Below are 24,386 nucleotides of genomic sequence, written 5' to 3'. Positions count from 1 at the left end.
GATCAGCTCACACACTCATGGTGAGCATTTTAGATCAGAGTTCCGAGAAGCACTCTTCGATGATTGCCAGACCTTTGTCCAATTGCTCATCCGGCGAGGTCAGCGGTACCAGGACGCGCAGAACGTTGCCGTAAGTGCCGCACGACAGCAGGATCAGACCCTTGTCGCGAGCCTTGGCCACCACCGATGCCACCGCGGCAGCGTTCGGCTTGTGGCTGTCACCGTCGACGAACAGCTCGACCGCGATCATCGCGCCCAGGGCACGGACTTCACCGATCACCGGGTATTTGGCCTGGATGGCCTTGAGACCAGTCACCAGACGCTCACCGACTGCCTTGCAACGGTCCAGCAGGTGCTCTTCTTCGAACACTTCCATCACGGCCAGGGCCGCGGCGCAAGCAATCGGGCTACCGGCGTAGGTGCCGCCTAGGCCGCCTGGAGCAATGGCGTCCATGTATTCGGCCTTGCCGCACACACCGGCCAATGGGAAGCCGCCAGCGATGGATTTGGCGAAAGTGGTCAGGTCGGCAGAAACGCCCATCTGTTCCATGGCGAAGAACGTGCCGGTACGGCCAGCGCCGGTTTGCACTTCGTCAGCGATCAGCAGGATGCCGTGCTGGTCGCACAAGGCACGCAGACGCTTCATGAACTCTTTAGGCGCGACGTAGAAACCGCCTTCGCCCTGAACCGGCTCGATGATGATGGCAGCGATGTCACGCGGCTCGGCGTCGTTCTTGAAGATGCGTTCGATGCTGGCGATCGAGTCGTCGATGCTCACACCGTGCAGTTCGTTCGGGTACAGCGCGCGGAAGATGCCGCCTGGCATCAGGCCCATGCCGGCCGAGTAAGGCACGACTTTACCGGTCAGGCCCAGGGTCATCATGGTGCGACCGTGGTAAGCGCCGGTGAACGCGATCACGCCGGCACGGCCAGTGGCGGCACGGGCGATCTTCACGGCGTTTTCAACGGCTTCGGAACCGGTGGTCACCAGCAGGGTTTTCTTGGCGAAATCACCTGGCACCTTGGCGTTGATTTTTTCGCACAGTTCTACGTAAGGCTCGTAGGCCAGCACCTGGAAGCAGGTGTGGGTCAGCTTGTTCAGCTGCGCGGTCACGGCGGCGATGATTTTCGGGTGCAGGTGACCGGTGTTCAGCACGGCGATACCGCCAGCGAAGTCGATGAACTCGCGACCTTCAACGTCGGTCACGGTGGCGTTCTTCGCGGACTCGGCGAAGATCGGGTGAATCTGGCCAACACCGCGTGGTACAGCGGCTTCGCGGCGTTTCATCAGGGATGCGTTAGTCTTGCTCATAAAGTCCTCATTCACCGCTCATCGGGCGGTGTGGTTCAAGGAAAATGCGGCGGGGAGGCAACTACGGCAGCATGCGATGATCGACTGCCACAGCGTTCCCGGCCACAGAGAAAATTCCGTTTGAAGCGCAGAAAGGGACAGCGCTCTCGTGCCCTTTCCGCTTGAAGCAATGCCTGGCCCGAGCTTAGATGCCCAGGCAGAGGTATTTGATTTCCAGGTAATCTTCGATGCCGTACTTGGAGCCTTCACGGCCCAGGCCCGACGCCTTGATGCCGCCAAACGGCGCGACTTCGTTGGAGATCAACCCGGTGTTTACGCCGACCATGCCGTATTCCAGGGCTTCTGCCACACGGAACACACGACCCAGGTCGCGGGCATAGAAGTAGGAAGCCAGACCGAATTCGGTGTCGTTGGACATCGCGATCACTTCGGCTTCGTCTTTGAAGCGGAACAGCGGCGCCAATGGACCGAAGGTTTCTTCCTTGGCCACGGCAGCGTTCTTCGGCACGTTGGTCAGGATGGTCGGCTCGAAGAAGTTACCTTCCATGACCTTGCCACCCGCCAGAACGGTCGCGCCTTTGCTGATCGCGTCAGCAATGTGCTCTTGAACCTTGGCCACGGCTTTTTCGTCGATCAGCGGGCCTGTGGTGGTGCCTTCTTCCAGACCGTTACCGATCTTGAGTTTGGCCACGGCCACTTTCAGCTTCTCGGCAAACGCGTCGTAGACCGAATCCTGAATATACAGACGGTTGGCGCAGACGCAGGTCTGGCCGTTGTTGCGGTACTTGGAAATGATCGCGCCTTCGACGGCCTTATCCAGGTCCGCGTCGTCGAACACGATGAACGGCGCGTTGCCACCCAACTCCAGGGATACTTTCTTGATGTCCTTGGCGCATTCAGCCATCAGCTGACGACCGATTTCGGTCGAGCCAGTGAAGGACAACTTACGCACGATCGGGTTGCTGGTCAGCTCGCTGCCGATGTCGCCGGCACTGCCGGTCACCACGCTGAACACGCCGGCAGGGATGCCGGCACGCTGGGCCAGTTCAGCCAGCGCGAATGCCGAGAACGGAGTTTGCGACGCAGGCTTGAGCACCATGGTGCAACCGGCGGCCAGGGCCGGGCCGGCTTTACGTGTGATCATCGCGGCCGGGAAGTTCCACGGGGTGATGGCAGCGGTCACGCCGATTGGCTGCTTGATCACGATCAGGCGCTTGTCTGGCTGGTGGCCCGGAATCACGTCACCGTAGATGCGCTTGGCTTCTTCGGCGAACCACTCGATAAAGGAAGCGGCGTAAACGATTTCGCCCTTGGCTTCGGCCAATGGCTTGCCCTGTTCCAGGGTCATCAGGCGAGCGAGGTCGTCCTGGTTTTCGATGATCAGTTCGAACCAGCGACGCAGCTTGTTCGCGCGGTCCTTGGCGGTCAGTGCACGCCAGGCCGGCAGCGCTTTGTCAGCGGCTTCGATTGCACGGCGGGTTTCGGCAGCGCCCATTTTCGGCACAGTGCCCAGAATCTCGCCCGTTGCCGGGTTGTTGACCTTGATCGTCAGACCATTGTCCGCATCAACCCAAGCGCCATCGATAAAGGCTTGCTGGCGGAACAACTGGGTGTCTTTAAGCTGCATGTCGGCTTTCCTTAACAGCACCGCGGCCAGCGCGGAGCGAATTATGATTGTAGAAAGGCGCCTTGTAGGCTGCCGTCAGGGAAATCATTCACCGGGCTGAAGCACATAAATAGCGCACTGTTCGAAACTCGTGCGGTTCAGCACCCAGACAAGAGCGTTTGAAATCTCGAACGAATCCTAGGATCAATGCCGGGAAAGGACAATAGGGCGTTCGAAAAAAAGAACGAAAACGGCGCATTTGCCTATTTTTTCTGATCAACGTAGCAAACGGTTGTTACGGTTGCTAAAACCGCAATCGATTCAGCAGCATGGACGCCCGCAACGCATATGAGTATCATGGCGCCCGCTTGCACCAGTAGCTCAGCTGGATAGAGTACTGCCCTCCGAAGGCAGTGGTCGTGGGTTCGAATCCCGCCTGGTGCACCATATAGTAGAAACGAGAAAGCCTCAGGCCTTAGGGACTGGGGCTTTTTTGTGGGTGCTGGTTTGCTCTGAACAAGGGGGGAGCTGAGTAAAGATTCAGTTGTTCGGTTTAACCGAACTACTGCGCCGGAAAAAACCGCCTAAGCGGTTTTTTCACTCCGTCGTCCAATCAAACTCGTCGTACTCATCATCCTCTTCGTCCTCAACCTCTTCCTCATCAAGGACGTCTTCCTCCAGCGCCTCTTCTGCCTGCTTCGCCAGAAGAAACTCCTTACGACTCTCCGTCACTGCTCGCCGCAATTCCTCGCCCTTGACCGGGCAGTTGAGCATTTGGGCGATGCGGTCGATTTTTTTTGCCACGGCATCCTCCAACGCATCGGCTATGGCCCGATAGTGCGCGCTTTCGGGGGTTGATGCCAAATGGCTGACCGCTTTGCGCCTCAGTTTTTTTGCAGATTCTTGAGTCGCGCCGTGAGATTTTCCTTGGGAAAGCGCTTGAGCAAGGTCGACATCAGGTCGTCGGCTGCTTTGGTTTGACCGGCATTTTGCAGGCGAATCACTTCACGTAATTGATCGTCGATAAACTTCGACGGGGCCGCAGCTGGGCGTTTACTCACCTTTGCTTCTTCCGCCCTGTCAGCGCTGATCGATTCGCTCTGGGCCGGCGCAGCAAAATCAGCCATTGGCGCGACAGGCGCGGGCGCGGACATCGCGCCGGTCGGGGCCGCCAGGGAGCGGGCAACTGATGCAGGTGCTTCTGCGGCTTCTTTCTTGGCCGCAAAAGACGAAGTTTTGGGCGCCGGGGTGGAATCGTAGGTGGGCACTTGCTCGGGAGTACGTTGCACCAGCGCCAGCATCAGTGCGACACCAACGAGACTGGCGAACGCGACCTGCCAACGGGGTTTCTGGCAAGCCTGAACCCAGCGTTGCCACAGGTTCGGTTTGTGTGCAGGCGCTTCACGGTGTGCGGCGGCCAGGATGAATGCATCCAGATGGGCCGGTGGTTCGCCGGTCGCGTGTTCACGGAAATGCTTAAGCACGGGGTCTTCCGGTGTTTTACGGGCGTCAGTCATGTCAGTACCTCCTCGGCCAGCAGCCGACGCAGTTTTTGCTGGGCGTAGCGCAAGCGACTCTTGACGGTTTCCAAGGGTGTTTCGGTGAGGGCGGCGATCTGCGGCAGGTCGAGATCGCCGTGGGCGCGGAGCAGGAACACTTCGCGCTGGTCGGCGGGCAGGTCTTGCAACGCGGCTTCGAGGCGCTGGCTGTCGCGGCTCAGGCTCAGCAGTTGCTCGGGATCGGTCGCCTCATCAATCACGGCGTGGGTCTGTTCGTCGTAGCTGTCGTGCAAAGGGTTGTGAATGCCATGTTTGCGCCAGTGATCGATTAATCGGTTGCGGGCAATCTGATAGAGCCATGTACGAAAATTCGCTCGGCCTTGTGGCTGACTGGTGCTGCGAATCAGGCTCAGCCAAGTGTCCTGGTAAACCTCTTCGGCCAGTTCGGGCTTGCCGCTCAAACCGAAGAGGAATCGGTAGAGGCCCTGGCGATGACGGGCGTACAAGATCTCGAACGCTGGCCCGTCGCCTGTGCGATACCGGGCCAGCAGCGATTCGTCGCTCGGTTCAGGCGCGGACATGTCAGTTGTAATCTCCTTTGTGCGGCTGACTGTTGGAGGCGGTGGTGGTTCGCAGGCTCTGTGCTAATTCCACCAACTGCACGAACTCTGCGCGCAGACCAAATGGGTCGTCGCCGCGTGCACCGCGCGCCAATGCTTCGGTGTCCTTCAGGCTGAAATCACCGGTGTAGCGTCCATCCTTGAGCTGCTGGGAAAACGCCGCCACGGCAGCTACAAATCTCAGGTCGTCACTGGCTTTGCCTTCCGAGCCACCCGCGATCGGTCTTTCGATCAAGCGACTTTTCCCACCTTCCGGCAGCTGATAACGCACACGCAGCATCGCCAATTCCCCGACTGTACCGGAAGCCACCGACTCAGCCTTGCCGTACCGCAGCGGCGCCAACCAGCCTTTCTCGCCCTTGGGTACGATTTCGTACAACGCCGTCACCGTGTGTCCTGCACCGATTTCACCGGCATCGACTTTGTCATTGCTGAAATCCTCACGCTTCAACGCTCGGTTCTCATACCCAAGCAACCGATATTCGCTGACCTGCGCCGGGTTGAACTCCACTTGCAGCTTCACGTTCTTCGCCACCACCGCGAGGGTCGAACCGAGTTGATCCACCAGCACTTTGCGCGCCTCGCGCAGGTTGTCGATGTAGGCGTAGTTGCCATCGCCGGCGTCGGCCAGTTGTTCCATCAGGTGTTCATTGTAGTTATCCACACCAAAACCCAAGGTGGTCAGGGAAACGCCGGTCTTGCGTTTATCCACAGCCATTTGCTTGAGGCTGTCGAAGTCGCTGATGCCGACGTTGAAGTCACCGTCCGTGGCCAGCAGGATGCGGTTGATGCCTTTGGGGATGAAGGCCTGTTGCGCCATCTGATAGGCCAGTTCGATGCCCGAGGCGCCTGCCGTCGAGCCACCGGCGGTTAATTGATCAATCGCGGTCCGAATCTTCGCTTTTTCCCGTCCAGAAGTTGGCTCAAGAACCACACGCGAATCGCCGGCGTAGACGACCAACGAAACCCGGTCCTGTTCGCGCAGTTGATCGACCAGCAATTTCAGGGTGCTTTTGACCAGCGGCAAACCTTCGCGACGGTCCATCGAGCCGGACACGTCCACCAGAAACACCAGGTTGGCCGGGGCCAGTTCCGCGACTGCACGGTCCGAGGCTTTGATGCCGATGCGCAACAAACGGGTATGCGGATTCCATGGCGACGGGGCCAGTTCCGTGGTCACGCCGAAGGGCGAGCCGTCGGTGGGCAGCGCGTAGTCGTAGGGGAAGTAATTGACCAATTCCTCCAGGCGCACCGCACCTTCGGGCGGCAGCCGTCCCTCATTCAGCAGACGCCGGACATTGGCGTAAGCGCCAGTGTCGACATCGGCGCTGAAGGTCGAGACCGGCGCTTCGGCCACGCTGTGAATCGGATTATCCGCCAGGGCCTGATATTGCTCGCGCTGCTCATCCCGATAACCCGGCGCAGCCACCTCCGGCGCATGGCCCGCTATGGGGGCCGGACGCACGCTGCGTTTGGCCATCGAGGCATCCGCCGCAACGGACTCGCTGCGCACCAGCGCTTCAGTCTTCATTGCACCTTGGGCCGGTGGCGACACCGCTGCGAAATCAGGTGTTGAGGACACGCCGCAACCGGCAACGGCCAGCAGCAACCCGACGGCGAAACCTTGGGCGGCCGGGCGGAGGAAATGCAGAGGGAGGGACATGGGGGCTGACCTCAGGAGGAAATTGATCCATTCATCCTCTGAGACGAGCCCCTTTTACGGTTCGGGTTAAACCGACCAAGAAATAAATCTCAGCGGTGATAACGCCGTACCACGCTGCTGTTTTTCAGCACATGGCCTTTGATTTTCTCCAGCAACTGCGCACGCGTCAGGCCGGCAGGCAGGGCGTCCGGAGCGAGGTCCAGGGCGTAGAGCTGAATAATGTAGTGATGCGCACTGTCGCCAACCGGGGGGCAAGGACCGATGTAACCGGTGGTGCCTTTGCTGTTAGTGCCGCCAACGCCTTCCAGGGCGGATTTTGCGCCGACACCGGCCGCAATCTGATGCGTCGTGGCTTTGATGCCGTAATGCACCCAGTGATCGACGCCCTGGCCTTTTTGCCCGTCGGGATCGTGCATGACAAGGGCATAGCTCAAAGTGCCCGCCGGGCCAGCATTCCAGTTCAGCGCCGGTGACGCGTTGTGTCCGCCGCAACCCGGGGCATCGCTGGCGGCGGCCGAGGTGAACAGTCGGTCATCCGTAACACCCGGGATATTCAGGGTGAAACGCTCCTGGGCCTGCGCCGGAAATTGCACGCAAAAGGCGACTGCAACGGCCGCCAGCCAAGGGTTCAGAGAGGTCAATCGGGTCATTCCGGAGCACCTTGTGCGGATGGGGCCTTCGTTGGCCTGCGAACTATAGCGGTACCGTTCGTGCGGTGGCAGTGGGAATTAGCTGCAGTCAATGACCTATGACGCTGCGTTGCTCGCGACCGGCGGCACACCCTCCCCCATCAAGCTGCCCGGCGCCGACTTGCCGCACGTCTTTTTGCTGCGCTCCAAGGATCAGGCGACGCGGATTCTGAGCGCTGCAAAACCAGGCCAACGGCGTGGTGTTTCATAGCGACAGCGACGCCGCGCAGATCGAAGGCACGGACAAGGTCGACGCGGTGAAACTGGAAAACGGTCAACGTTTGCCATCCGACCTGGTGCTGTTCGGGAAAGCGCGAATCGCCGCAGCGAACCTGCTCGGCCACGCCGGAAACTGGGACAAGGTTGAGTTCAAGGGCAATCCCGACCGTTCACCCTTTATCGGCTTGTTCAGCAAGAACGGCGTGATTGCGGCGGCGGTTGCCTGCGATAAAGAGCGGGCAATGGCGATGCTCGCTGAACGGATGAAACAACCGCAGCCGGTGGATGAGGAGTGGTGGTTGATTCGGGATGTGGATTAGCACTCAAATCCCCGACAGCAAAACGCCCGGCGCCTGCGTGTGGCAGAGGCCGGGCGTTTTGCTGAAAGCTACGGTTTTACTGGATTTCGCCAGCGCCGCCGAGCTTGCTCATCACGAAGCCGACAAATTCTTCAACGGTCATTTTCTGGCCATTGAACTCAACCTGATTGTTGGCGTAGTGCAATTTGCTGACGATGTCATTGCCTTCCAGTTTGGCCAACTGCGTGCCGACCGCCATGCTGCTGAACATGTCCGCAGTCGCCGTCGCCTGATCGGCAACGAGCTTGGCGTCGGTCTGACCATCAATTTCCGATTGCACGGTGAGCAGGTCAACGAGCATTGGCTTGGACACTTTCAAATTGAAATCCAGCAGCGCAATCAGCTGTTGGGTCAGTTGGTCTGGCGGCAGGTCCATGGACTTCGGCTTGGTCAGGTTGAGCACCAGGTTGGCGCGGCTTTCACCGTTGGTGGATTTGAACGACAGATTCTCCAGGGCCACCTGCGGGCCAGCGGCGAGCAGTTTTTCCAGGCCGGTTTTGACCTGCGCCTCTTCTTCCGGGGTCAAGACCAGTTCCGGGGCTGGTTCACCGGCGGCAGCGGCCTCAGCGGCAGCCTTTTCGTAAGGCTGCAGTTTGGTCTGGTAGATCTGCATCAAGGCCATGGCCGCCGGCATATCGAGGTTTTTCAGGCTCATGGCCATCTGCGCAGAGCCGACAGCCTTGCCATTCAACGACACTTCGCCAACCTTGTAATCCGCACGCCCCGAACCATTGGTGCCCGTTTCCTCGGTCAGGTTTTTCATTTCAAATTTCTTGAAACCCAGAATCGATTGCTTGGCGCCGAAGGTAGTTTTGCTGTCGGTCAGCTCAAGGGTGTTGTCGCCGATGTAATAGCCGAAGGGGCTTTTGGTCAGGTTGCTGGCCACGGTCAGGCCTTTCAGCTCGACCTTCACCGGCGTCTGGTCTTCAGCCACCGAGGTCAACGTCAGGCTGTCCATGTAGCCGTTGGCCTTGATCTTTTGGGCTTGGGCGCTGGCGGCAACGTCGAGGTTCAGACCGGAGAATTTCAGGTTGGACTTGTCATCCAGAGCTACGTCCAGCGGCAGCAATTCAAGGGTGCCGTTGGTGGAATTGTCGTAACCGATGTTGACCAGGCCCTTGAGCGGCGACTGGTCCTTGGCGGCGGCAAACCATTTTTCCGTCGTCGGGGTTCTTTCCAGTTCGTAATGACTGGTGGCCAGGACCGGCAGCCATTTCAGCGAAACCAGACGCGAGAACGGCAGCGGGCCGTGTTCGAGGCGGTCGACGAACAGCAACTCGACCGGCGCTTCGCCAAACATTTCGCCTTCGCCCTTGAGTCGGTAGTGCGCGGTGCTGCTGAACACATGGCGCTCCAGCGAGACCAGTTCCAGCGAGGCCGTACCGTTGGAACCCACCAGCGCGGCGTTCAGCTCTTTGTTGGCATCGGCGATCGAGGTGTTCAGCACACCTTCGATTTTGGTGCCGGTATACCAGGCACCACCGGCACTGATTGCACCGATGGCAACGACGATTCCAAGAAGCACGCCTGCTGATTTATTCATGAATTACCCGATCAATGTCCGTTGTTGAAAATGTGGTCGTCTTCCCTGAACCCATGGCGGGTTGCGGTCGCGACTGCGCTGAAAGTGCGAGGGAGATTAGCATCAGGCGCACTGGGAGGCCCAATGTTTAAAGGTTAAAGAGTGTCTATGGACCGCACACACGGGGCGAGAGTTTCGGCGGGCATGAAATCGCCTTCGCGGGCAAGCCTCGCTCCTACAGGTATCCCATGATCCTTGTAGGAGCGAGGCTTGCCCGCGAAGGCGTCAATACAGACAACATCAATTCAGGAATACTGAACTTCCATCTCATCCAGCTGATGATCAAAGCTCTTGAGCCGCGCCGTCCACGTATACACCAGCACTTCAAAATCACGATTGATCACCGCCCCGCCCGTCACGTCCGCACGGGGATCGCAGAAGTCCAGCTGATAACGTTCGCGGGCCATGGCGGCGGCGACATCGGAGAGTTCGCGGGCGTTAATCAGCCAGTGCCTGCCGTCCTCGGAGACTTGCCTGTCCAGTTCAAGGCATTGCTTTTTCAGGGTCTCGAGGCTTTTTTCCAGCGGCGTGCCGGTGAGTTCGCCCATGACTTCCTGGAACGTGCGCCCCGGCTGCCAGTAACTGCCCCAGAAATAGCGGTCGAACACCGTTTCGACCCGGCGCAAAGCCACCTTGGTGTCCCAGATCAGCACCAGGGTCTTGCCTTGTTCGAGTTGTCTTTTCTTGATGCGCTGGCCCTGGACTGACGCCCAGGCCACCACGACGATCGCCATCACGGCAATCAGCGCCGCAGCGCTGTCGAGGAACACCAGCGCCTTGTCGATCTGGTGGGCCAGCATGATGCCGTAGAAATAGGTGGCCGACAGCAGGACCAATGCCGTAATAGCGCACCAGAAGCCGGGAGCATAAGGGTTTTTCATTATTAGATCCCCATGACCAACGCGAGCCTTGATCGATGAGCCCGTCGCGCGACCTCATCAAATCAAAGCATAGCAACGGCCTCAGGGTTTGCCGGTGTTCGTGCCTTGCGTTCGTCCGCTTTCCCAACCGCCGCCCAACGCGAGGAACAGATCGATCTGGCTCATGGCAACTTGCGTGTTCGCGGAGGCCAATTGCGCCCGCACATCGGTGTAGGTGCGGGTCGCTTGCAGGTCCGCCAGGAACGATGCGCGGCCGGCCTGGAAGAAGCGGTGGGTCTGGTCGGCGGCCAGTTGCGCCGATTGTTCGGCGTCGGCCAACGCATCGCGGCGTTGCAGCAGCGCCGAGTACTGCGCCAGGCTGGTCTGGGTTTCGCGGATGGCGTTGAGCACCACGCCGTCGAAATGCGCCAGCGTGCCTTGGGTCGTCGCTTCTGCCTCGCGGATTCGTGCGCGGGAACCGTTGGATGGCACGGTCCAGGTCAGCAATGGGCCGAAGCCCCAGCGATTGGTCGCCGGTTTGCCGAGGTTTTCCAGGATACCGACTGTGCCGACGGTCGCGCCGATGCTGATGTCCGGGTACAGCTCACCCGTGGCGATGCCAATGCCCGCGGTCGCGGCCGCCAGTCGACGTTCCGCCTGGCGCACATCCGGGCGGCGCTTGAGCAGGGTTGCGCCGTCACCGACCGGCAATAATTGGGTAATTTTCGGCAGTTGGTTGCAAGTGGCGGTTCCGGCCGGCAACTGCTCGACCGGTTTGGCCAACAGCATCGACAAACGGAACAACCCGGCCTGACGCGCCGCTTCATAACGCGGCATGTCGGCGCGCAAGGATTTGAATTGGGTTTGCGAGCGAGTGACCTGGGTTTCATCGCCGCGTCCGGCGTCCCGCAGGCGCTGGATCAGGGTGGTGCCCTGGGCTTGCAGATCGAGGGAATGCTGGGCGATTTCCCGCTCTTCATTGGCCGCGCACACTTGGGTGTACGCCCGGACCACATCGGCGACCAAGGTGATTCGTGCGGTATCGGCGGCGGCCTGAGTCGCGTCGGCATTGGCCTTGGCCGCTTCGATACCGCGCTGCAAGGTGCCGAACAGGTCGAACTGATACGAGGTGGTAATGCCGATGTCGCCGACGTTGGCCACCGGCACTTTCTCTGGCAGCAAGAAGGCTTCGCCGGATTCCTGCAAACGCTGGGCGCCCATCTTCACGCCGCCGCTCCAGCCGCCCGCCGCCTGCGCTTCGTCAACCTGAGCGCGGGCCCGTGAAAGGCTCGCCGCCGCCACGCGCAAATCGGTATTGGTGACCATGGCCTGCTGCACTAATTGGTCCAGGCGTGGGTCTTGATACAAGCGCCACCAATCGGCGGGCACCGGGGCCGAGACGACATTTTTGCCGTTCACCGCAAGGTCGCCCTGCAGGTCTTCACGGTGGACAGCGGCTTCGTCCGGCAACTGATAATCCGGCCCGACCACCTGACAGGCCGACAGCAACAAGCCTAAACCGGCGACGGCCAAACCCGAGGCCCTGCTCATTTAGCGGGCTCCTGCGGCTGGTCATCCATGATCGATACCGTCGCGGTGCGCCCGGCGATCATGCGGAAGTCCGCGGGTACGTCATCGAAGGCAATCCGCACGGGAATCCGCTGGGCCAGCCTCACCCAGCTGAACGCCGGATTGACGTTGGGCAGCAGGTTGCTGCCGCTGCTACGGTCGCGGTCTTCGATGCCGGCAACGATGCTTTCCACATGGCCGCGCAAACGCGCGCGGTCGCCGATCACGCGGATGTCGACCGACTGGCCGACATGAATGCCATCGAGTTTGGTTTCTTCGAAATAGCCGTCGATGTGGAACGAATTGCTGTCCACCACCGACAACACCGCGCGCCCGGCCGTGACGAATTCCTGTGCTCGCGGTGCACGGTCGTTGACGTAGCCGTCCACCGGGCTGCGGATGGTCGAACGGTCAAGGTTGAGTTGGGCGCTGTCCACCGCCACCTGGGCTTCCATCAAGGCCACTTCGGCACGGGCGACCCGCGACTGGCTTTCTTCCAGCTGCTCGCCCGGCACCAGATTGCCCAGGCCACGGTTACGCTTGGCTTCGCGTTGCGCCTGGGCCAGGGTTTCCTGACGGTCAGCGACCGCGGCCTTCGCCTGACGCAAGGCCAGTTTGAATCGGTCCTGGTCGATGCTGAACAGCACCTGCCCACGTTTGACCAACTGGTTGTCACGCACCTCCACTTGCTGGATCAGCCCGGACACGTCCGGCGCGATCTGCACGATGTCTGCACGGATGTGCCCGTCCCGGGTCCAGGGCGCGAACATGTAATACATCACCATGCGCCAGACCACGACGACGGCGAAGGTCACGATCAGCAAGGTCAGGACCACGCGACCGAGGGTCAAAAAAGGCTTTTTCATGTCATCAGGTATCGACTGAGTGAGTCCACGGCGCCGAGCAGCAAGGCGTAGAGAGCCACGTTAAACAATGCCCGGTGCCAGACCAGACGGTAAAAGTGCAGACGCGTCAGCAACCCGTGCACCAACAGGAACAACAGATACGTAATGCCCATCAGCACCAGCAGCGTGGGCAGGAACACCCCGCTGATATCCAGATCACCGATCATAAAGGCGCTCCATCGATGCCATGGGGAAGCGGTTCTTCGAGTTCGCCCGAGGCGACGAATTCCACCCCTGGCAACAGAGACAGGCGCAGGCCGCTCAACGCGTGCAACAGATGCAGGCGAGCGCCGTCATCACACTCGGTGTTCAGGGCGCGGCGGGTGCGGTCGAGGGTCATCAGCAGCGGGCTTGGTGCAGGCAATCGCTCGCCCGCCTTCAAGCACGCCTTGAAGTAGTCGCCGACCTCGGCCACCACTTGATGCAGCAGCACTTGCGGTGCGCCGAGCACTCGCGGCGTGTAAGCCAGCAAGTCGAGCAGGTTCAGTGCTACGCGCACTTCCCGCAGCGCGATGCCAGTGTCTTGCCCGGTCATGGCCAGGCGCGGCAGATGCTGCATCAGGCGATCGAGCATCTGCACGCCCAGGTGCCGATGTTCGGCCAGCGTGGCGGGCTCGGTCAGGCTGACAATGTCGCGCCAGCTGAAACGGGTCAGGCGCTTGGCCGCCAGTTCCGCGCCGAACGGCCGGGCGATCAGGGTCCAGACAAAGGCAAACAGCAAGCCGACGGGGCCGGCGAGGTTGGAGTTGGCGAAGCTGAGGAAATCCGCGTCGTAAGCGCCCTGAATGCTGATGAACGACGAGGTGTTGACCAGAGTCAGCAGCATGCCCAGGTAAAACTGCGGCTTGACCGTCAGGGTGCCGATGCAGATGAACGGCACGGCAAACGCCAACACCAGCATCGGGAAGTCATGCAAGTTGGGCAGGACCAGGAACAGATAAAGACTGGCGAACAACACCGACATCGCGGTCCAGAAAAAGAACCGGAAAATCTGCGGCGCCGGGTCGTCCATCGAGGCGAAGAAACTGCACGCCACCGCCGCCAGAATCACCGCAGCGCCGCCATCGGTCCAACCGAGCAGAATCCACAGCACCGAGGCGACAATGATCGCGGTCACCGTGGACGCCGCCGAATAAAGCATCAGCCCCCGGTCGAGAAACGGCGACAGGCGACCCAGGCGCCAATGCCGATACACCGCGCGCCAGCTGTCCTGGCTTTCGCACTGAATGGCGTCTTGCAGGCTGCGGCAGTCTTGCCATAAATCGATCCACTCACCGAGGCGATACAGGGCGTTGGAGAACAGCAGCTGCTTGCGGTCATTCAGCGCTTCGGCGGACGGCTGCAAGGCCTCAAGTTGATCTTTGAGTGCCTGCCAGCGGCCGAGGTCGGCATCCTTGTGATCCAGCCATTCGGTGGTCGATACCAGCAGCGGCGAGAACTTATCCACAAGCTCGGGCGTTCTGCGTTCAAGGGCGTAGAGCGCGTCGTCGAGGGCATCGATCACGGGCAGCAGGTGAATCATCCGACCGCGCAGTTCCTTGGTATTACGCACCGTCTGCGGCCGCGCGCCCTCGTGGGGCAACTGGCCGATCATCAATTCCAGGCTGTTGAAGGTCGCCACCATTGCAGAGCGCAAGGCACTGACTTCGTTCGGCTGTACGTCCCGGCTGAGAAAACGCTGGCTGTAAGTCGAGGCATCGGCGAACCATTTGTTCACCGAATCGTTGAACACCGGCGCCAGTCGCCGGGGCCAGAACATCGCGCCGACCACCGCCGCCACGGCGATGCCGAGGAAGATTTCTTCGGTCCGCGCCTCGGCGATGTCCCACACCGCCAGCGGGTTATCCAGCACCGGCAGGGCGATCAGCGGCAAGGTGTAACCGGCGAGCATCAAGGCGTAACTGTTGGCCGTGCGCAGATGCAGGGACAGGAACAGCAACGTCCCGGTCCACAGCGCGATCACGACCACCAGCACATACGGGCTCTGGACAAACATCGGCACGAAAAAAACCGCGGCCGCCGCACCGAGAAAAGTGCCGACCGCACGGTACAGCGCCTTGGAACTGGTGGGCCCGACGAAAGGGCTGGAAACGATGTACACCGTGGCCATCGCCCAATACGGACGCGGCATTTGCATGAGCATGGCGATGTACAGCGCAATCATCGACGCCGCGAACGTGCGCACCCCGTAGAACCAGTCCCGCGCAGGAGGAACGCCGGTGAAAAATCCGCTCAAGGGTTGGCCACCGAGGGCGGGTTGGCCGCTTCAAAGGCTCGCAGCACCCGCAGCGTCGCTTCCAGATCACTGCGGTCGATGCCTTCGAGCACTTCATTGCGCAAACGCACCAGCTCGATCTCGACAGCCTGCACCAGTTCCCGACCGGTTTCGGTCAAGCTCAGGCATTTGGCGCGGCGGTCATGGACGTCTTCAGTGCGACAGACATAACCGGCATGGCACAGCTGGTCGAGCAGACGCACCAGCGACGGACTCTCCATCCCCGCCGCCTGCGCCACCGTCACCTGCCGCACACCCTCGCCCAGACGCCCGATCATCAACAACGGGACGGCGCAGGCTTCGGAAATTCCATAGTTGACCAGCGTGGTCTGGCAGATCTTCCGCCAATGCCGGGCGGCCACCACCATGGAGCTGCTGATGTTCATCTGGAGAGCGTCGAGGTTTTTCGGCACGAGGGGAAATGCACACTGTTAGTTTGCTAACTATCAATATGGCATTGGAGGGGAAAGTTGGTCAAGTTTTGAAACAATTCTGTGACCAGAGGGATGTTTGTCCCCTAACCATCGCCCAACAATCTTCCCGCTTCTCTCTCAATAAAATCCAAAACCTCCTCCGTCACGCTGTACTGAAACTGCTTGCGTCGGTGTTTTGAAACCTTGCCGTCGTTATCCAGGCACATCATCACCAGCTTCGACAAATCGCTGCCGCGAACATCGAAACGCTGATTGACCGCTTTGACCACACGGTCGTAACGGTCAAGAAACTCGGTCTCCTCCCGCAATTCGATTTCCAGCGCGCGGCGCGCCATCTGCAACGTGAATTCGACGCAATGGGTGGCGTCCCAGAAGCGATAAATGGACGGGTGGCCAATGAATTCGAAGGCCATTTGGTCGGCGTCCAGCCAGGTGACGTTCCAGAACTCGCGAGCAGGTTTTGAGAATTCCTTAAGCGCTTCCAGGTAGTTCGCCTCCTCGTGTTTCATGGCCACGGAGACGGGCAACAGCAAACCATTTTCCAAGGCCCCGGAATGGCAAAGGGTTTGATGAATCAGGAAACGTGAAAGTCGACCATTACCATCCATGAACGGATGGAGGAAAACGAATCCAAATGCCGTCACGGCAGCCGCCACCAGTGGATCGACTTGCTTTGAAGACTGATTGCCGAAGGTCATCAACTCTTCCATCAGCTCACGGCACAGATCCGGTGTGGGCGGTACGTAGCTGACGCCAGCGGCGCCACGCAAACCGTTATGCAGATGATTCTGTTCGTGGCGAAACAGGACAGCTTTATCGAAAGGATTGGAAACGGTGCTGTTCTGCAATTCGACCAGATAGTCTTCACTCAACTCGCGCCCTTCATGGGCCTGGCGCAGCAGTTGAACAAAGCGGCGTGATTTTTCCTCGCTGGGTTCTTCTTTCTCGATGGCGAAGGAATCGCGGGTTTCGTGCAGGTAAGCCCAGTTGATGGCGCGGTCCATCATTTCGGGCGGTAATGTCGCCATAAAGGCTTTGGCTCGGCCGAGAATGTCGAGATCAAGCAAGGCTTCGAGTTCAGGCGTTCGTTCTACGGTGGCGCAGTAGCGTAGAGAGCCCAAGCCGTTAAAGTCGACGCGCCAGCGGCTATTGCGCGATGCTGGGCCAGTTACATAGCGTTTGGGATCGAATAGCGCGACAACACTGCCCCGAACCGGTGTCGAATACTCAAGTTGTTGCCCGTTGAAGCTCTCCCACAAAAAGCAGGCTTTACGGATAAACACACCATTCGGGGATTTGGCCAACTCATTCAGCAGTTGCTCAGCAGAAACAGCTTCAAGCGCTTGGGCAAGAATGCAAAGATTGACGCCTTCGTGCTTGAGGGCGAAGAGAATATGCTCAAGCATCGAGCCCTGAGCGGGAGCCACTGACTGGGGAACAGCCAAGCAATCACCGATCAATGTAATACGAGTGACTGGCTTGATCATCGCAGCGCGTTGGGGTGCGAATGCCTTAAGGCTCAGAGCATCATGCAGGTAGGCGTATCCAACAAATGGCATAGCGAGCGTCCACAGAAAAAATTCACTTTGGCGATTAAAGCCCAGATTTTTTTACCGCTCACCAGTTTTTTTTACATTTCGCCATTTTCCATCAGTTTTTTTTACACCCCACGCCCCTTCCTCATCAGCACATCCAGTTGATCCACCACCTCCGCCCAATCCGCGTCATCCAGAATTTCCTCACGCAACAACTGCGCTTGGCCCTCGCTCCAGAAAAACGCATCGGCCAGATGCAATTCGGGCTTGAGCGGTGAATGGGTGGCGATGAATTTGTCGATGCTTTCGGCGTCGTCCGGCAGGCCGAGTTGTTTGAACAGCGAGGGGAGGCTGTGGGTTGGGGATTCCATGTCGGGCTCCTTTTTTATGGCAAATGATGGGGTAACTGCTGCGCAGTCATTCGCGGGCAAGCCTCGCTCCTACAGGATCACGCTGTCACCAGTAGGAGCGAGGCTTGCCCGCGAAGGCGATGTAGCTGACTCCACAAAACTCACTGGCTCAACTCTCGCACCTCGGCGTGCGGCACCATTTTCAGAAACTGCGTCATGTCCATGTGAAGCAGATTGGTGTGGTTGCCGGCTTCCAGGTAAATTTCTTTCTGCCGGGTCAGTAGCGGATCGATGACCACATCGAGCCCATAGGCCTCGCCCAAGGCGGGCACAGCGCCGCGTTCGCAATCAGCGAACATGTGCGGCAGGTTGCTTTCCCGGGAGACCTGCCATTCACCGCTGCTGCGCACTTTACTCAGGTCCAGATGACGGCTGGCGGGCAGCACGGCCATCAGGTAGTGACCGTGGTGGTCGTCGAGGATCACCGACTTGGCCATCCGTTCGGCAGGAATGCCCGCAAGCCGCGCAGTCTCAAGGCTGCTGGCCGAGTGCGGGTGGGAGACGATGTCATATTCGCAGTGCGCCTTATCCAGACTGCTCTGCAGGGTTCTTGCCATACGCATGATGCACCTCGGTGTCCGCAAACACTGTTTGGCGGACGATGGTTAACACTCTTCTTCGTACTGAAAGTCTAGGCCTGCTGGCGCGTTGCGGAGTGAAATCCGCCCGCCGGGCCAAGGTCAACAACTGGTCAAAATTCGTACAATCCACAGCTCAGCTAGACTGTATAAAGAACCATCAATGACTCTCCCGGAGGGTCACGTGAACACTCGTTGCTGGGCAATTGCGCTGCTGTTGGCCTTGAGCGTATCGGTCTTCGCGGCGGACACCGTCGTCCTGCTGGCTCCCAACCCCATGGGGATCTGGCTGATCACGTTCGGCATCGCGTTTCTGATCGCCGAGGCGGCCTTACCCAATTACGGCGTGATCGGGCTGGGCGGCATTGTGATGTTCGTGATCGGCGCGGTGATCATGACCAACACCGAAGTCCCTGTTCCGTTGATGATCGGCCTGGGACTGGTGAGTGCCCTGCTGCTGATCTTCCTGCTGATCCACGCCCTGAAAACCCGACCGCGCGAAAACGTCAGTGGCGATGCAGGACTGGTGGGTAGCGTGGCCCCGGTGTTGTCGCTGGCCGGCAATGCCTATAACGGCTGGGTGCATCTGCAAGGAGAGAAGTGGCAAGTCCTCAGCGTCACGCCGCTGCAACCCGGGCAAAGGGTCCGGGTAGTGGCGCGCAAGGGATTACTGCTGGAAGTGGCCGCGGCTGATGCGGCGTCGAAGGGAGAATAGACATGGGCCTGCAACTGGGATTTGCCGCGCTGCTGTTACTGCTGATCGCGCTGGCGGGGTCGACCTTCCGCATCCTGCGCGAATACGAGCGCGGGGTGGTGTTCCAGCTCGGGCGCTTCTGGCAGGTCAAAGGCCCGGGCCTGATCCTGCTGATTCCGGTGGTCCAGCAAATGGTTCGCGTCGATCTGCGCACCGTGGTGCTCGACGTACCGCCGCAAGACGTGATCACCCGCGACAACGTCTCTGTCAAGGTCAACGCCGTGCTGTATTTCCGCGTGCTCGACCCACAGAAAGCCATTATCCAAGTTGAAGACTTCCTCATGGCCACCAGCCAATTGGCCCAGACCACGTTGCGGGCGGTGCTGGGTAAACATGAACTCGATGAACTGCTGGCCGAACGGGAACGGCTGAACATCGACATCCAGCAAGTGCTCGACGCCCAGACCGATGCCTGGGGCATCAAGGTGGCGAACGTCGAGATCAAGCACGTCGACCTCAACGAATCGATGGTCCGCGCCATCGCCAAACAGGCCGAAGCCGAACGGGAACGGCGAGCCAAGGTGATTCACGCCGAAGGCGAATTGCAGGCCTCGGAAAAACTCATGCAAGCGGCAGAAATGCTTGGCCGCCAGCCTGGGGCGATGCAGTTGCGGTACATGCAGACGTTGAGTTCGATTGCCGGTGACAAGACGTCGACGATTGTCTTCCCGTTGCCGATCGAGTTGCTCAAGGGGATGGCGGATTTGTCGTCCAAATCCTGACCTTCTGCGCAAACACCAACGTCTGGCAGCTGCGTCGGAGATTTCCTTCAAGTTGTAGTGGTGTTGGTGAACTTGTTCCGGCCTGAACCCAGGTCTAGTCTGGGTTTGTCACTGAATAAACGGTGACACGGACGTGCAAGTCCGACGAAACTGTTTGGGTCGCAATTGCCATGGCTCATTGCTTTATGGCGGCTGCGCGCAGGAGATCCTCGGATCTGCTGGGTGTCCTAAACAGTCCCGGTCTTGCACACCTGCGCACGGCCGCCACCCTATTCGCGTGCAAGCGAACGGTGACGGCTCTAACTTACTGTTTAGGAGTTTTTATATATGCACAAAATTACGCCGAATCCGCCAGGTAACTCTGGCAATGATTCCGAAGATTCCCTCGAAGCCGAAAAACTCAAAGAAGCCGCAGACCGCGCCTTTGCCCACTACTTCCCCCCGGCTGACGGAAAACCAGCCAAACGCCGCAAAGGCCATCTCTTCACCGTCTCTCCCGACATCGACACTGAAGCCCTGCTGGCCAACGCCTCCGAAGACCTGCTGTCCATCAGCGCCATTGCGGCCGATCTGGCAGACGACGTGGACGGCACACGCCGCTCGGTCGCCCTGGCGCTCAGCCGCATGGCCGATGGTGTGCAGTTGCTCGTAGAGCGAGCGCTGGATCATTGGGAGGAATTGAAGATGGCGCAGGCTCAGGCCAAGGTTTAGCCGGGTAGATTGGCGGTGAATTGACCGCCGCCATCGCGAGCAGGCTCGCTCCCACATTGGATCTCCGTCGTATACATAATTTGTGTTCACTGAAGATCAACTGTGGGAGCGAGCCTGCTCGCGATGGCGTCAGACCAGACACCGCAAAACTCAGCGCTGCATCCCCCAGCGCTTAACGGTGACCCGCTCCAGCGAGTCAAACACCAGGTTCTCCACCAGCAACCCAATCAAGATCACTACCGCCAACCCGGCAAACACCTTGTCGGTGTACAGCTCATTACGGTTCTGAAAAATGTACCAGCCCAGCCCGCCTTTGCCGCTGGTAGCGCCAAACACAAGCTCAGCGGCAATCAGCGTGCGCCAGGCGAACGCCCAGCCGATTTTCAACCCGGCAAGGATCGACGGCAGTGCCGCTGGAATCAGGATGAACAGCACAAAACGCATCCCCTTGAGGCCGTAATTACGTCCGGCCATGCGCAGGGTTTCCGAGACACCGAGAAACCCGGCATAGGTATTCAGCGCCAAGGCCCAGAGCACCGAGTGCACCAACACAAAAATCAGGCTGTTCTGCCCCAGACCAAACCACAGCAGCGCCAAAGGCAACAACGCAATCGCCGGCAGCGGGTTGAACATCGAGGTCAAGGTGCTCAGCAGATCGCGCCCGAACTGCGTCGACACCGCCAACGTAGTCAGGGCAAACGCCAGGACGATGCCGATCAAGTAACCCTTGAGCAACACCACCAACGAAATCCAGACCTTGCCTAGTAACTCGCCGCTGAGCAAACCGTCATACAGCGCGCTGCCAGTTTGCAGAAAACTCGGCAGCAGCAGGTCGTTGTTCTGAATCCGCGCAACCACCTCCCACAGCAAGGCGAGCAAAATCAGGATCAGGCCTTTACGCAGCCAGGCTTGTTGCCACAGGCGCTGGCCGAGCGGCAATTCCCGCTCCACCGGCACGCTGGTCAATGGCTGCAATACGGTTTCGAATGCTTCACGCGCAGATGATAAATGGCTCATCGGGCACTCCTCTTAATGGCTCAATAAGCGATGCGAATGTCGGAAAAATCCAACTCACGCTCGGTTTCCGGCGACTGGCCTTCATCGAACAACAGCCGATGAATCCGTCGCGCCGACGCTTGAAACGCCACGCCGCCAAGGCTGTGCAAATCGTATTGATGGCTGTGGACTTCGGCCCGCACCCGCCCCGGGTGCGGCGACAGCAGCAGGATACGATTGCCCACCACCAGCGCTTCTTCGATGGAGTGCGTGACGAACAGCAGCGTGAAGCGCACCTCTTCCCAGAGCAGCAGCAATTCTTCCTGCATCTTGCGGCGAGTCAGCGCATCGAGGGCGGCAAAGGGTTCGTCCATCAGGAGGATTTACGGCTGCATCGCCAACGCCCGGGCAATCGCCACACGCGCCTTCATGCCACCGGACAAGGTGTGCGGATAGGCATCGGCAAACGCCGCCAGACCAACTTTGTCCAGGTAATGCAGCGCCCGTTCTTCGGCCTCTTTGCGCTTGAGGGTTTTCGACGCCAGCAGCGGAAAAATCACGTTCTGTTTGACGGTTTTCCACGGCGGCAGCTGATCGAATTCCTGGAAGACGACAATCCGGTCCGGCCCCGGTGCATGGACGGTCCGGCCTTGCAGCCGAATCTCGCCCTCGCACGGTTGAATGAACCCGGCGACCGCTTTGAGCAACGTCGATTTACCGCAACCCGAAGGGCCGAGCAGCACAAAGCGGTCCGCCGGGTCGATTTCAAAACTGACGTGGTGTGTCGCCCGAACCACCCGCTGAGGCGTGCGGTATTCGAGGCTGACATTGTCGACCGACAGCAGCGCATGGGCTGGCGCGTTCGGTTTGCTGACCGTGTGGCCTTACAAAGGGGCGTTCATGTCGATCAGCTCCCTTGCAGCGGTTTGGCGTCCTGGAAGAAGTAATCCTTCCACGAATCCGGTTTGTTTTTGATCGCGCCAACGCGGTACAGGAATTCGGCCAGTGGGTAGGTATTTTTCGGCGTGACGCTGAATTCGAACTGCGGGTTGTCGATGATTTTCAGCAGTGCGGCGCGGTCGATTTTGGCTTTGGTGACACGGATGTACGTGTCCGCTGCGGCGCCTTTATCGTTCTGGGCGAATTGCGCCGCTTCGGTCAGTGCCTCGACGAACGCCTTGTAGGTTTTCGGGTTCTCATCGCGAAATTTCTCGGTGGCGAACAGCACCGTCGGCGAGTTCGGACCGAGCAGGTCATAGGTGTTCAGCACCACATGCACATTGGGGTTTTCCAACGCTTGATCCTGGAACGGCGGGTTGGAGAAATGACCGGTCAGTTCAGTGCCGCCAGCGATCAGCGCAGCCGTGGCGTCCGGGTGCGGAAGGGCGATGGTGTACTTGTCGAGACGGTTGAATTCCTTGTCTCCCCACTGTTTGGCGGCCGCGTATTGCAGGAAGCGCGACTGCACCGAAACGCCCACCGCCGGTACCGCGATGCGGTCCTTCTCCGTGAAATCGGCGATGGTTTTGACCTTGGGATTGTTGCTCACCAGGTAGTACGGAAAGTTGCCAAGGGAAGCCACGGCCTTGACGTTCTGCTTGCCGTGGGTGCGATCCCAGATGGTCAGCAGCGGACCAACGCCCGCACCGGCGATATCAATCGAGCCTGAGAGCAGCGCATCGTTGACCGCCGCGCCACCGGACAACTGAGTCCAGTCGACTTTGATGTCGATGCCTTCCTGCTTGCCGTACTTCTCGATCAAGTTCTGATCACGCACCACGTTGAGCAATAAGTAGACGATGCCGAACTGCTCGGCGATGCGGATTTCACCTTCGGCGTGGGCCACGGTCGGCGCCACCAGGCTGCCGGCGATCAGGCTCAAACCCAAACCGATAGCAGCGGCCAGCGGCGCGAATGGAAGACGTTTGGACATGGAAGTTCTCCGACAAATCAGAAAGGCGCGTCGCCCTGGATGGTGGTGCGATACAGCTTGCGGCGCAGATGGCTTGGGCATCCGGCGGCAAGGTGGATCAGCGAACGGTTGTCCCAGAACACCAGGTCATGGGCCTGCCATTGATGGCGGTAGATGTTTTGCGGCAAGACGCTGTGGGCATAGAGCTCGTCGAGCAGCTGCTTGCTCTCGTCTTCTGGCAAACCGACGATGCGGGTGGTGAAGCCTTCGCTGACGAACAACGCCTTGCGACCGTTTTCCGGGTGGGTGCGCACGATCGGGTGGACCACTTCGGCGACTTGAGCGAGTTGATCCGGCGTCAGGGTCGGGCGCCAGTTGCCTTCGAATTTGGTTTCGCTGTAGCGCGCGGTGTAGGAGTGCGCCGCCGAGCGGCCTTCAACCGCTTTGCGCAGTGCGTCGGGCAGGTTGTCCCAGGCTTTGTACATGTCGGCGAAGAGCGTGTCGCCGCCCTCGGACGGCAACTCCTGGGCGTGCAACATCGAGCCCAGGCTTGGCAGTTCTTTATAGGACAGGTCGGAGTGCCAGAACTTGCCGGCGTCACCGAGGCCGATGGATTGGCCGTTTTCGATGATGTTGGAAACGATGAGGATTTCCGGGTGACCGGCCAGCAAGAACTGCTTGAGCACATGGATCTGCAACACGCCGAATCGGCGGCTGAAAGCGATGTGCTGCTCGGGGGTAATGCGCTGGTCGCGGAACACCACGACGTGATGATCCAGGTGCGCGCGGTGGATGCGGGCGAAATCCTGATCATTGATCGGGCGAGACAGGTCCAGACCGATGATTTCGGCACCGACAGCGCCGCTGAACGGGCGAATGTCGAAGGTTTGTGGCGCGATTGCGGGTGACGCAGAGACGGCTGACATAAAAATCACTCCCACGCACGGCACGCTCAAGGGCGCGCGCGTCGATCAAGAAACTCACGGAGGTCCCGTGTTGGTTCGTGTCGTGCGGCGCGCCGATTGGTCGGCAGGTACGCAGGAGGATGACTTTATAGGTATAAGAATTTAAATTTAAATACCGTTAATGAATAACGATATGGCTTTTGGGTTACGCCGTTCTTGAGGCCGCCTTCGCGGGCAAGCCTCGCTCCTACATGGGATAGTGCGTTCAAAT

Annotated in this window: 23 protein-coding genes, 1 tRNA gene and 2 pseudogenes; 5 read left to right on the top strand and 21 right to left on the bottom strand. The window is 59.5% G+C overall.

From position 1 onward, the window contains the following. Window positions 1-34: 34 nt before the first annotated feature. A complete protein-coding gene (gabT, locus tag ACA051_RS00820) occupies window positions 35-1,312 on the bottom strand; it encodes a 4-aminobutyrate--2-oxoglutarate transaminase (RefSeq protein WP_497306884.1) in 1,278 nt (425 codons plus the stop codon). Window positions 1,313-1,496: 184 nt separating this feature from the next. Then, window positions 1,497-2,939 (bottom strand): NADP-dependent succinate-semialdehyde dehydrogenase, encoded by a 1,443-nt coding sequence (gene gabD / locus ACA051_RS00815; protein ID WP_010464868.1) that lies wholly within the window; start codon window positions 2,937-2,939, stop codon window positions 1,497-1,499. Window positions 2,940-3,288: 349 nt separating this feature from the next. Here gabD and ACA051_RS00810 point away from each other — a divergent pair. After that, window positions 3,289-3,365, top strand: a tRNA-Arg gene (locus tag ACA051_RS00810). A 150-nt stretch (window positions 3,366-3,515) separates the two neighbouring features. Here ACA051_RS00810 and ACA051_RS00805 read toward each other — a convergent pair. The 5 genes from ACA051_RS00805 to ACA051_RS00785 form a co-directional block, all read right to left on the bottom strand. After that, window positions 3,516-3,782, bottom strand: coding sequence for a hypothetical protein (locus ACA051_RS00805; RefSeq protein ID WP_462029503.1), 267 nt, complete (start codon window positions 3,780-3,782; stop codon window positions 3,516-3,518). 20 nt (window positions 3,783-3,802) lie between these two features. Next, window positions 3,803-4,435 (bottom strand): hypothetical protein, encoded by a 633-nt coding sequence (locus ACA051_RS00800; protein WP_497373102.1) that lies wholly within the window; start codon window positions 4,433-4,435, stop codon window positions 3,803-3,805. Continuing rightward, window positions 4,432-4,998, bottom strand: coding sequence for an RNA polymerase sigma factor (locus tag ACA051_RS00795; protein ID WP_497306880.1), 567 nt, complete (start codon window positions 4,996-4,998; stop codon window positions 4,432-4,434). The genes ACA051_RS00800 and ACA051_RS00795 overlap by 4 nt, the downstream gene beginning before the upstream one ends. A 1-nt stretch (window position 4,999) precedes the next feature. Further along, window positions 5,000-6,700 (bottom strand): vWA domain-containing protein, encoded by a 1,701-nt coding sequence (locus ACA051_RS00790; protein WP_497373100.1) that lies wholly within the window; start codon window positions 6,698-6,700, stop codon window positions 5,000-5,002. 89 nt (window positions 6,701-6,789) lie between these two features. Beyond that, window positions 6,790-7,350, bottom strand: a complete 561-nt coding sequence (locus ACA051_RS00785; RefSeq protein WP_497306876.1) for a YbhB/YbcL family Raf kinase inhibitor-like protein — start codon at window positions 7,348-7,350, stop codon at window positions 6,790-6,792. An 85-nt stretch (window positions 7,351-7,435) separates the two neighbouring features. Between ACA051_RS00785 and ACA051_RS00780 the strand changes: the two are divergent. After that, window positions 7,436-7,928: pseudogene (locus ACA051_RS00780) on the top strand (pyridine nucleotide-disulfide oxidoreductase); the annotation flags it as partial. 76 nt (window positions 7,929-8,004) lie between these two features. Here ACA051_RS00780 and ACA051_RS00775 read toward each other — a convergent pair. From ACA051_RS00775 to ACA051_RS00730, 10 genes are all read right to left on the bottom strand, one after another. Further along, window positions 8,005-9,510: a YdgA family protein gene (locus ACA051_RS00775; protein WP_497306874.1), complete on the bottom strand. Its 1,506-nt coding sequence runs from the start codon at window positions 9,508-9,510 to the stop codon at window positions 8,005-8,007. A gap of 284 nt (window positions 9,511-9,794) precedes the next feature. After that, window positions 9,795-10,430: an NADH:ubiquinone oxidoreductase subunit N gene (locus tag ACA051_RS00770; protein ID WP_497306872.1), complete on the bottom strand. Its 636-nt coding sequence runs from the start codon at window positions 10,428-10,430 to the stop codon at window positions 9,795-9,797. Between the two features lie 81 nt (window positions 10,431-10,511). Then, window positions 10,512-11,960, bottom strand: a complete 1,449-nt coding sequence (locus tag ACA051_RS00765) for an efflux transporter outer membrane subunit (protein WP_497373098.1) — start codon at window positions 11,958-11,960, stop codon at window positions 10,512-10,514. Continuing rightward, window positions 11,957-12,844, bottom strand: a complete 888-nt coding sequence (locus ACA051_RS00760) for an efflux RND transporter periplasmic adaptor subunit (protein WP_497306869.1) — start codon at window positions 12,842-12,844, stop codon at window positions 11,957-11,959. The genes ACA051_RS00765 and ACA051_RS00760 overlap by 4 nt, the downstream gene beginning before the upstream one ends. Continuing rightward, on the bottom strand, window positions 12,841-13,050 hold the full coding sequence (locus ACA051_RS00755; protein ID WP_010464893.1) for a DUF1656 domain-containing protein: 210 nt from the start codon (window positions 13,048-13,050) through the stop codon (window positions 12,841-12,843). Before ACA051_RS00755 ends, ACA051_RS00760 begins: the two co-directional genes overlap by 4 nt. Further along, window positions 13,047-15,119: an FUSC family protein gene (locus tag ACA051_RS00750; RefSeq protein WP_497373096.1), complete on the bottom strand. Its 2,073-nt coding sequence runs from the start codon at window positions 15,117-15,119 to the stop codon at window positions 13,047-13,049. The genes ACA051_RS00755 and ACA051_RS00750 overlap by 4 nt, the downstream gene beginning before the upstream one ends. Beyond that, entirely contained in the window at window positions 15,116-15,544 is a 429-nt protein-coding gene (locus ACA051_RS00745; RefSeq protein ID WP_154913457.1) for a MarR family winged helix-turn-helix transcriptional regulator, read from the bottom strand. Before ACA051_RS00745 ends, ACA051_RS00750 begins: the two co-directional genes overlap by 4 nt. A gap of 131 nt (window positions 15,545-15,675) precedes the next feature. Next, window positions 15,676-17,151, bottom strand: coding sequence for a Fic family protein (locus ACA051_RS00740; RefSeq protein ID WP_497373094.1), 1,476 nt, complete (start codon window positions 17,149-17,151; stop codon window positions 15,676-15,678). Window positions 17,152-17,252: 101 nt separating this feature from the next. After that, window positions 17,253-17,498 carry a DUF2789 domain-containing protein gene (locus tag ACA051_RS00735; RefSeq protein WP_131060483.1) on the bottom strand — a complete coding sequence of 82 codons (246 nt, stop codon included), beginning with the start codon at window positions 17,496-17,498 and terminating at the stop codon, window positions 17,253-17,255. A gap of 140 nt (window positions 17,499-17,638) precedes the next feature. After that, window positions 17,639-18,100 carry an aminoacyl-tRNA deacylase gene (locus tag ACA051_RS00730; protein ID WP_497373092.1) on the bottom strand — a complete coding sequence of 154 codons (462 nt, stop codon included), beginning with the start codon at window positions 18,098-18,100 and terminating at the stop codon, window positions 17,639-17,641. Window positions 18,101-18,299: 199 nt separating this feature from the next. On the opposite strand from ACA051_RS00730, the gene ACA051_RS00725 reads away from it, so the two are divergent. The 3 genes from ACA051_RS00725 to ACA051_RS00715 all read left to right on the top strand — a co-directional run bounded on the left by ACA051_RS00725 (window position 18,300) and on the right by ACA051_RS00715 (window position 20,302). Next, a complete protein-coding gene (locus ACA051_RS00725; RefSeq protein ID WP_497310518.1) occupies window positions 18,300-18,830 on the top strand; it encodes an NfeD family protein in 531 nt (176 codons plus the stop codon). A 2-nt stretch (window positions 18,831-18,832) separates the two neighbouring features. Beyond that, on the top strand, window positions 18,833-19,591 hold the full coding sequence (locus ACA051_RS00720) for a slipin family protein (protein ID WP_131060480.1): 759 nt from the start codon (window positions 18,833-18,835) through the stop codon (window positions 19,589-19,591). Between the two features lie 327 nt (window positions 19,592-19,918). After that, window positions 19,919-20,302, top strand: a complete 384-nt coding sequence (locus tag ACA051_RS00715; RefSeq protein ID WP_497373090.1) for a DUF6124 family protein — start codon at window positions 19,919-19,921, stop codon at window positions 20,300-20,302. Between the two features lie 150 nt (window positions 20,303-20,452). Here ACA051_RS00715 and ACA051_RS00710 read toward each other — a convergent pair whose 3' ends face one another. The 4 genes and pseudogenes from ACA051_RS00710 to ACA051_RS00695 form a co-directional block, all read right to left on the bottom strand. Continuing rightward, entirely contained in the window at window positions 20,453-21,319 is an 867-nt protein-coding gene (locus tag ACA051_RS00710) for an ABC transporter permease (protein WP_497373088.1), read from the bottom strand. A 20-nt stretch (window positions 21,320-21,339) separates the two neighbouring features. Next, window positions 21,340-22,143 (bottom strand): annotated as a pseudogene (locus ACA051_RS00705) (ABC transporter ATP-binding protein). A gap of 62 nt (window positions 22,144-22,205) precedes the next feature. Beyond that, window positions 22,206-23,231, bottom strand: a complete 1,026-nt coding sequence (locus tag ACA051_RS00700) for an ABC transporter substrate-binding protein (RefSeq protein WP_497373086.1) — start codon at window positions 23,229-23,231, stop codon at window positions 22,206-22,208. Window positions 23,232-23,248: 17 nt separating this feature from the next. Further along, a complete protein-coding gene (locus ACA051_RS00695; RefSeq protein ID WP_497373083.1) occupies window positions 23,249-24,136 on the bottom strand; it encodes a TauD/TfdA dioxygenase family protein in 888 nt (295 codons plus the stop codon). Between the last annotated feature and the right edge of the window lie 250 nt (window positions 24,137-24,386).

The sequence above is a fragment of the Pseudomonas sp. LBUM1669 genome, from assembly GCF_059695705.1.
The sequence above is the reverse complement of the archived record's forward strand: the minus strand, read 5'-3'. Positions and strand labels throughout refer to the sequence as shown.

Coding starts and splice junctions, on each gene's coding strand:
- ACA051_RS00800 (WP_497373102.1), bottom strand. CDS start 4,435: ATGACTGACGCCCGTAAAACACCGGAAGACCCCGTGCTTAAGCATTTC.
- ACA051_RS00735 (WP_131060483.1), bottom strand. CDS start 17,498: ATGGAATCCCCAACCCACAGCCTCCCCTCGCTGTTCAAACAACTCGGC.
- ACA051_RS00710 (WP_497373088.1), bottom strand. CDS start 21,319: ATGAGCCATTTATCATCTGCGCGTGAAGCATTCGAAACCGTATTGCAG.
- ACA051_RS00785 (WP_497306876.1), bottom strand. CDS start 7,350: ATGACCCGATTGACCTCTCTGAACCCTTGGCTGGCGGCCGTTGCAGTC.
- ACA051_RS00770 (WP_497306872.1), bottom strand. CDS start 10,430: ATGAAAAACCCTTATGCTCCCGGCTTCTGGTGCGCTATTACGGCATTG.
- ACA051_RS00775 (WP_497306874.1), bottom strand. CDS start 9,510: ATGAATAAATCAGCAGGCGTGCTTCTTGGAATCGTCGTTGCCATCGGT.
- ACA051_RS00700 (WP_497373086.1), bottom strand. CDS start 23,231: ATGTCCAAACGTCTTCCATTCGCGCCGCTGGCCGCTGCTATCGGTTTG.
- ACA051_RS00720 (WP_131060480.1), top strand. CDS start 18,833: ATGGGCCTGCAACTGGGATTTGCCGCGCTGCTGTTACTGCTGATCGCG.
- gabD (WP_010464868.1), bottom strand. CDS start 2,939: ATGCAGCTTAAAGACACCCAGTTGTTCCGCCAGCAAGCCTTTATCGAT.
- ACA051_RS00760 (WP_497306869.1), bottom strand. CDS start 12,844: ATGAAAAAGCCTTTTTTGACCCTCGGTCGCGTGGTCCTGACCTTGCTG.
- gabT (WP_497306884.1), bottom strand. CDS start 1,312: ATGAGCAAGACTAACGCATCCCTGATGAAACGCCGCGAAGCCGCTGTA.
- ACA051_RS00715 (WP_497373090.1), top strand. CDS start 19,919: ATGCACAAAATTACGCCGAATCCGCCAGGTAACTCTGGCAATGATTCC.
- ACA051_RS00730 (WP_497373092.1), bottom strand. CDS start 18,100: ATGCGTATGGCAAGAACCCTGCAGAGCAGTCTGGATAAGGCGCACTGC.
- ACA051_RS00740 (WP_497373094.1), bottom strand. CDS start 17,151: ATGCCATTTGTTGGATACGCCTACCTGCATGATGCTCTGAGCCTTAAG.
- ACA051_RS00695 (WP_497373083.1), bottom strand. CDS start 24,136: ATGTCAGCCGTCTCTGCGTCACCCGCAATCGCGCCACAAACCTTCGAC.
- ACA051_RS00765 (WP_497373098.1), bottom strand. CDS start 11,960: ATGAGCAGGGCCTCGGGTTTGGCCGTCGCCGGTTTAGGCTTGTTGCTG.
- ACA051_RS00745 (WP_154913457.1), bottom strand. CDS start 15,544: ATGAACATCAGCAGCTCCATGGTGGTGGCCGCCCGGCATTGGCGGAAG.
- ACA051_RS00795 (WP_497306880.1), bottom strand. CDS start 4,998: ATGTCCGCGCCTGAACCGAGCGACGAATCGCTGCTGGCCCGGTATCGC.
- ACA051_RS00755 (WP_010464893.1), bottom strand. CDS start 13,050: ATGATCGGTGATCTGGATATCAGCGGGGTGTTCCTGCCCACGCTGCTG.
- ACA051_RS00790 (WP_497373100.1), bottom strand. CDS start 6,700: ATGTCCCTCCCTCTGCATTTCCTCCGCCCGGCCGCCCAAGGTTTCGCC.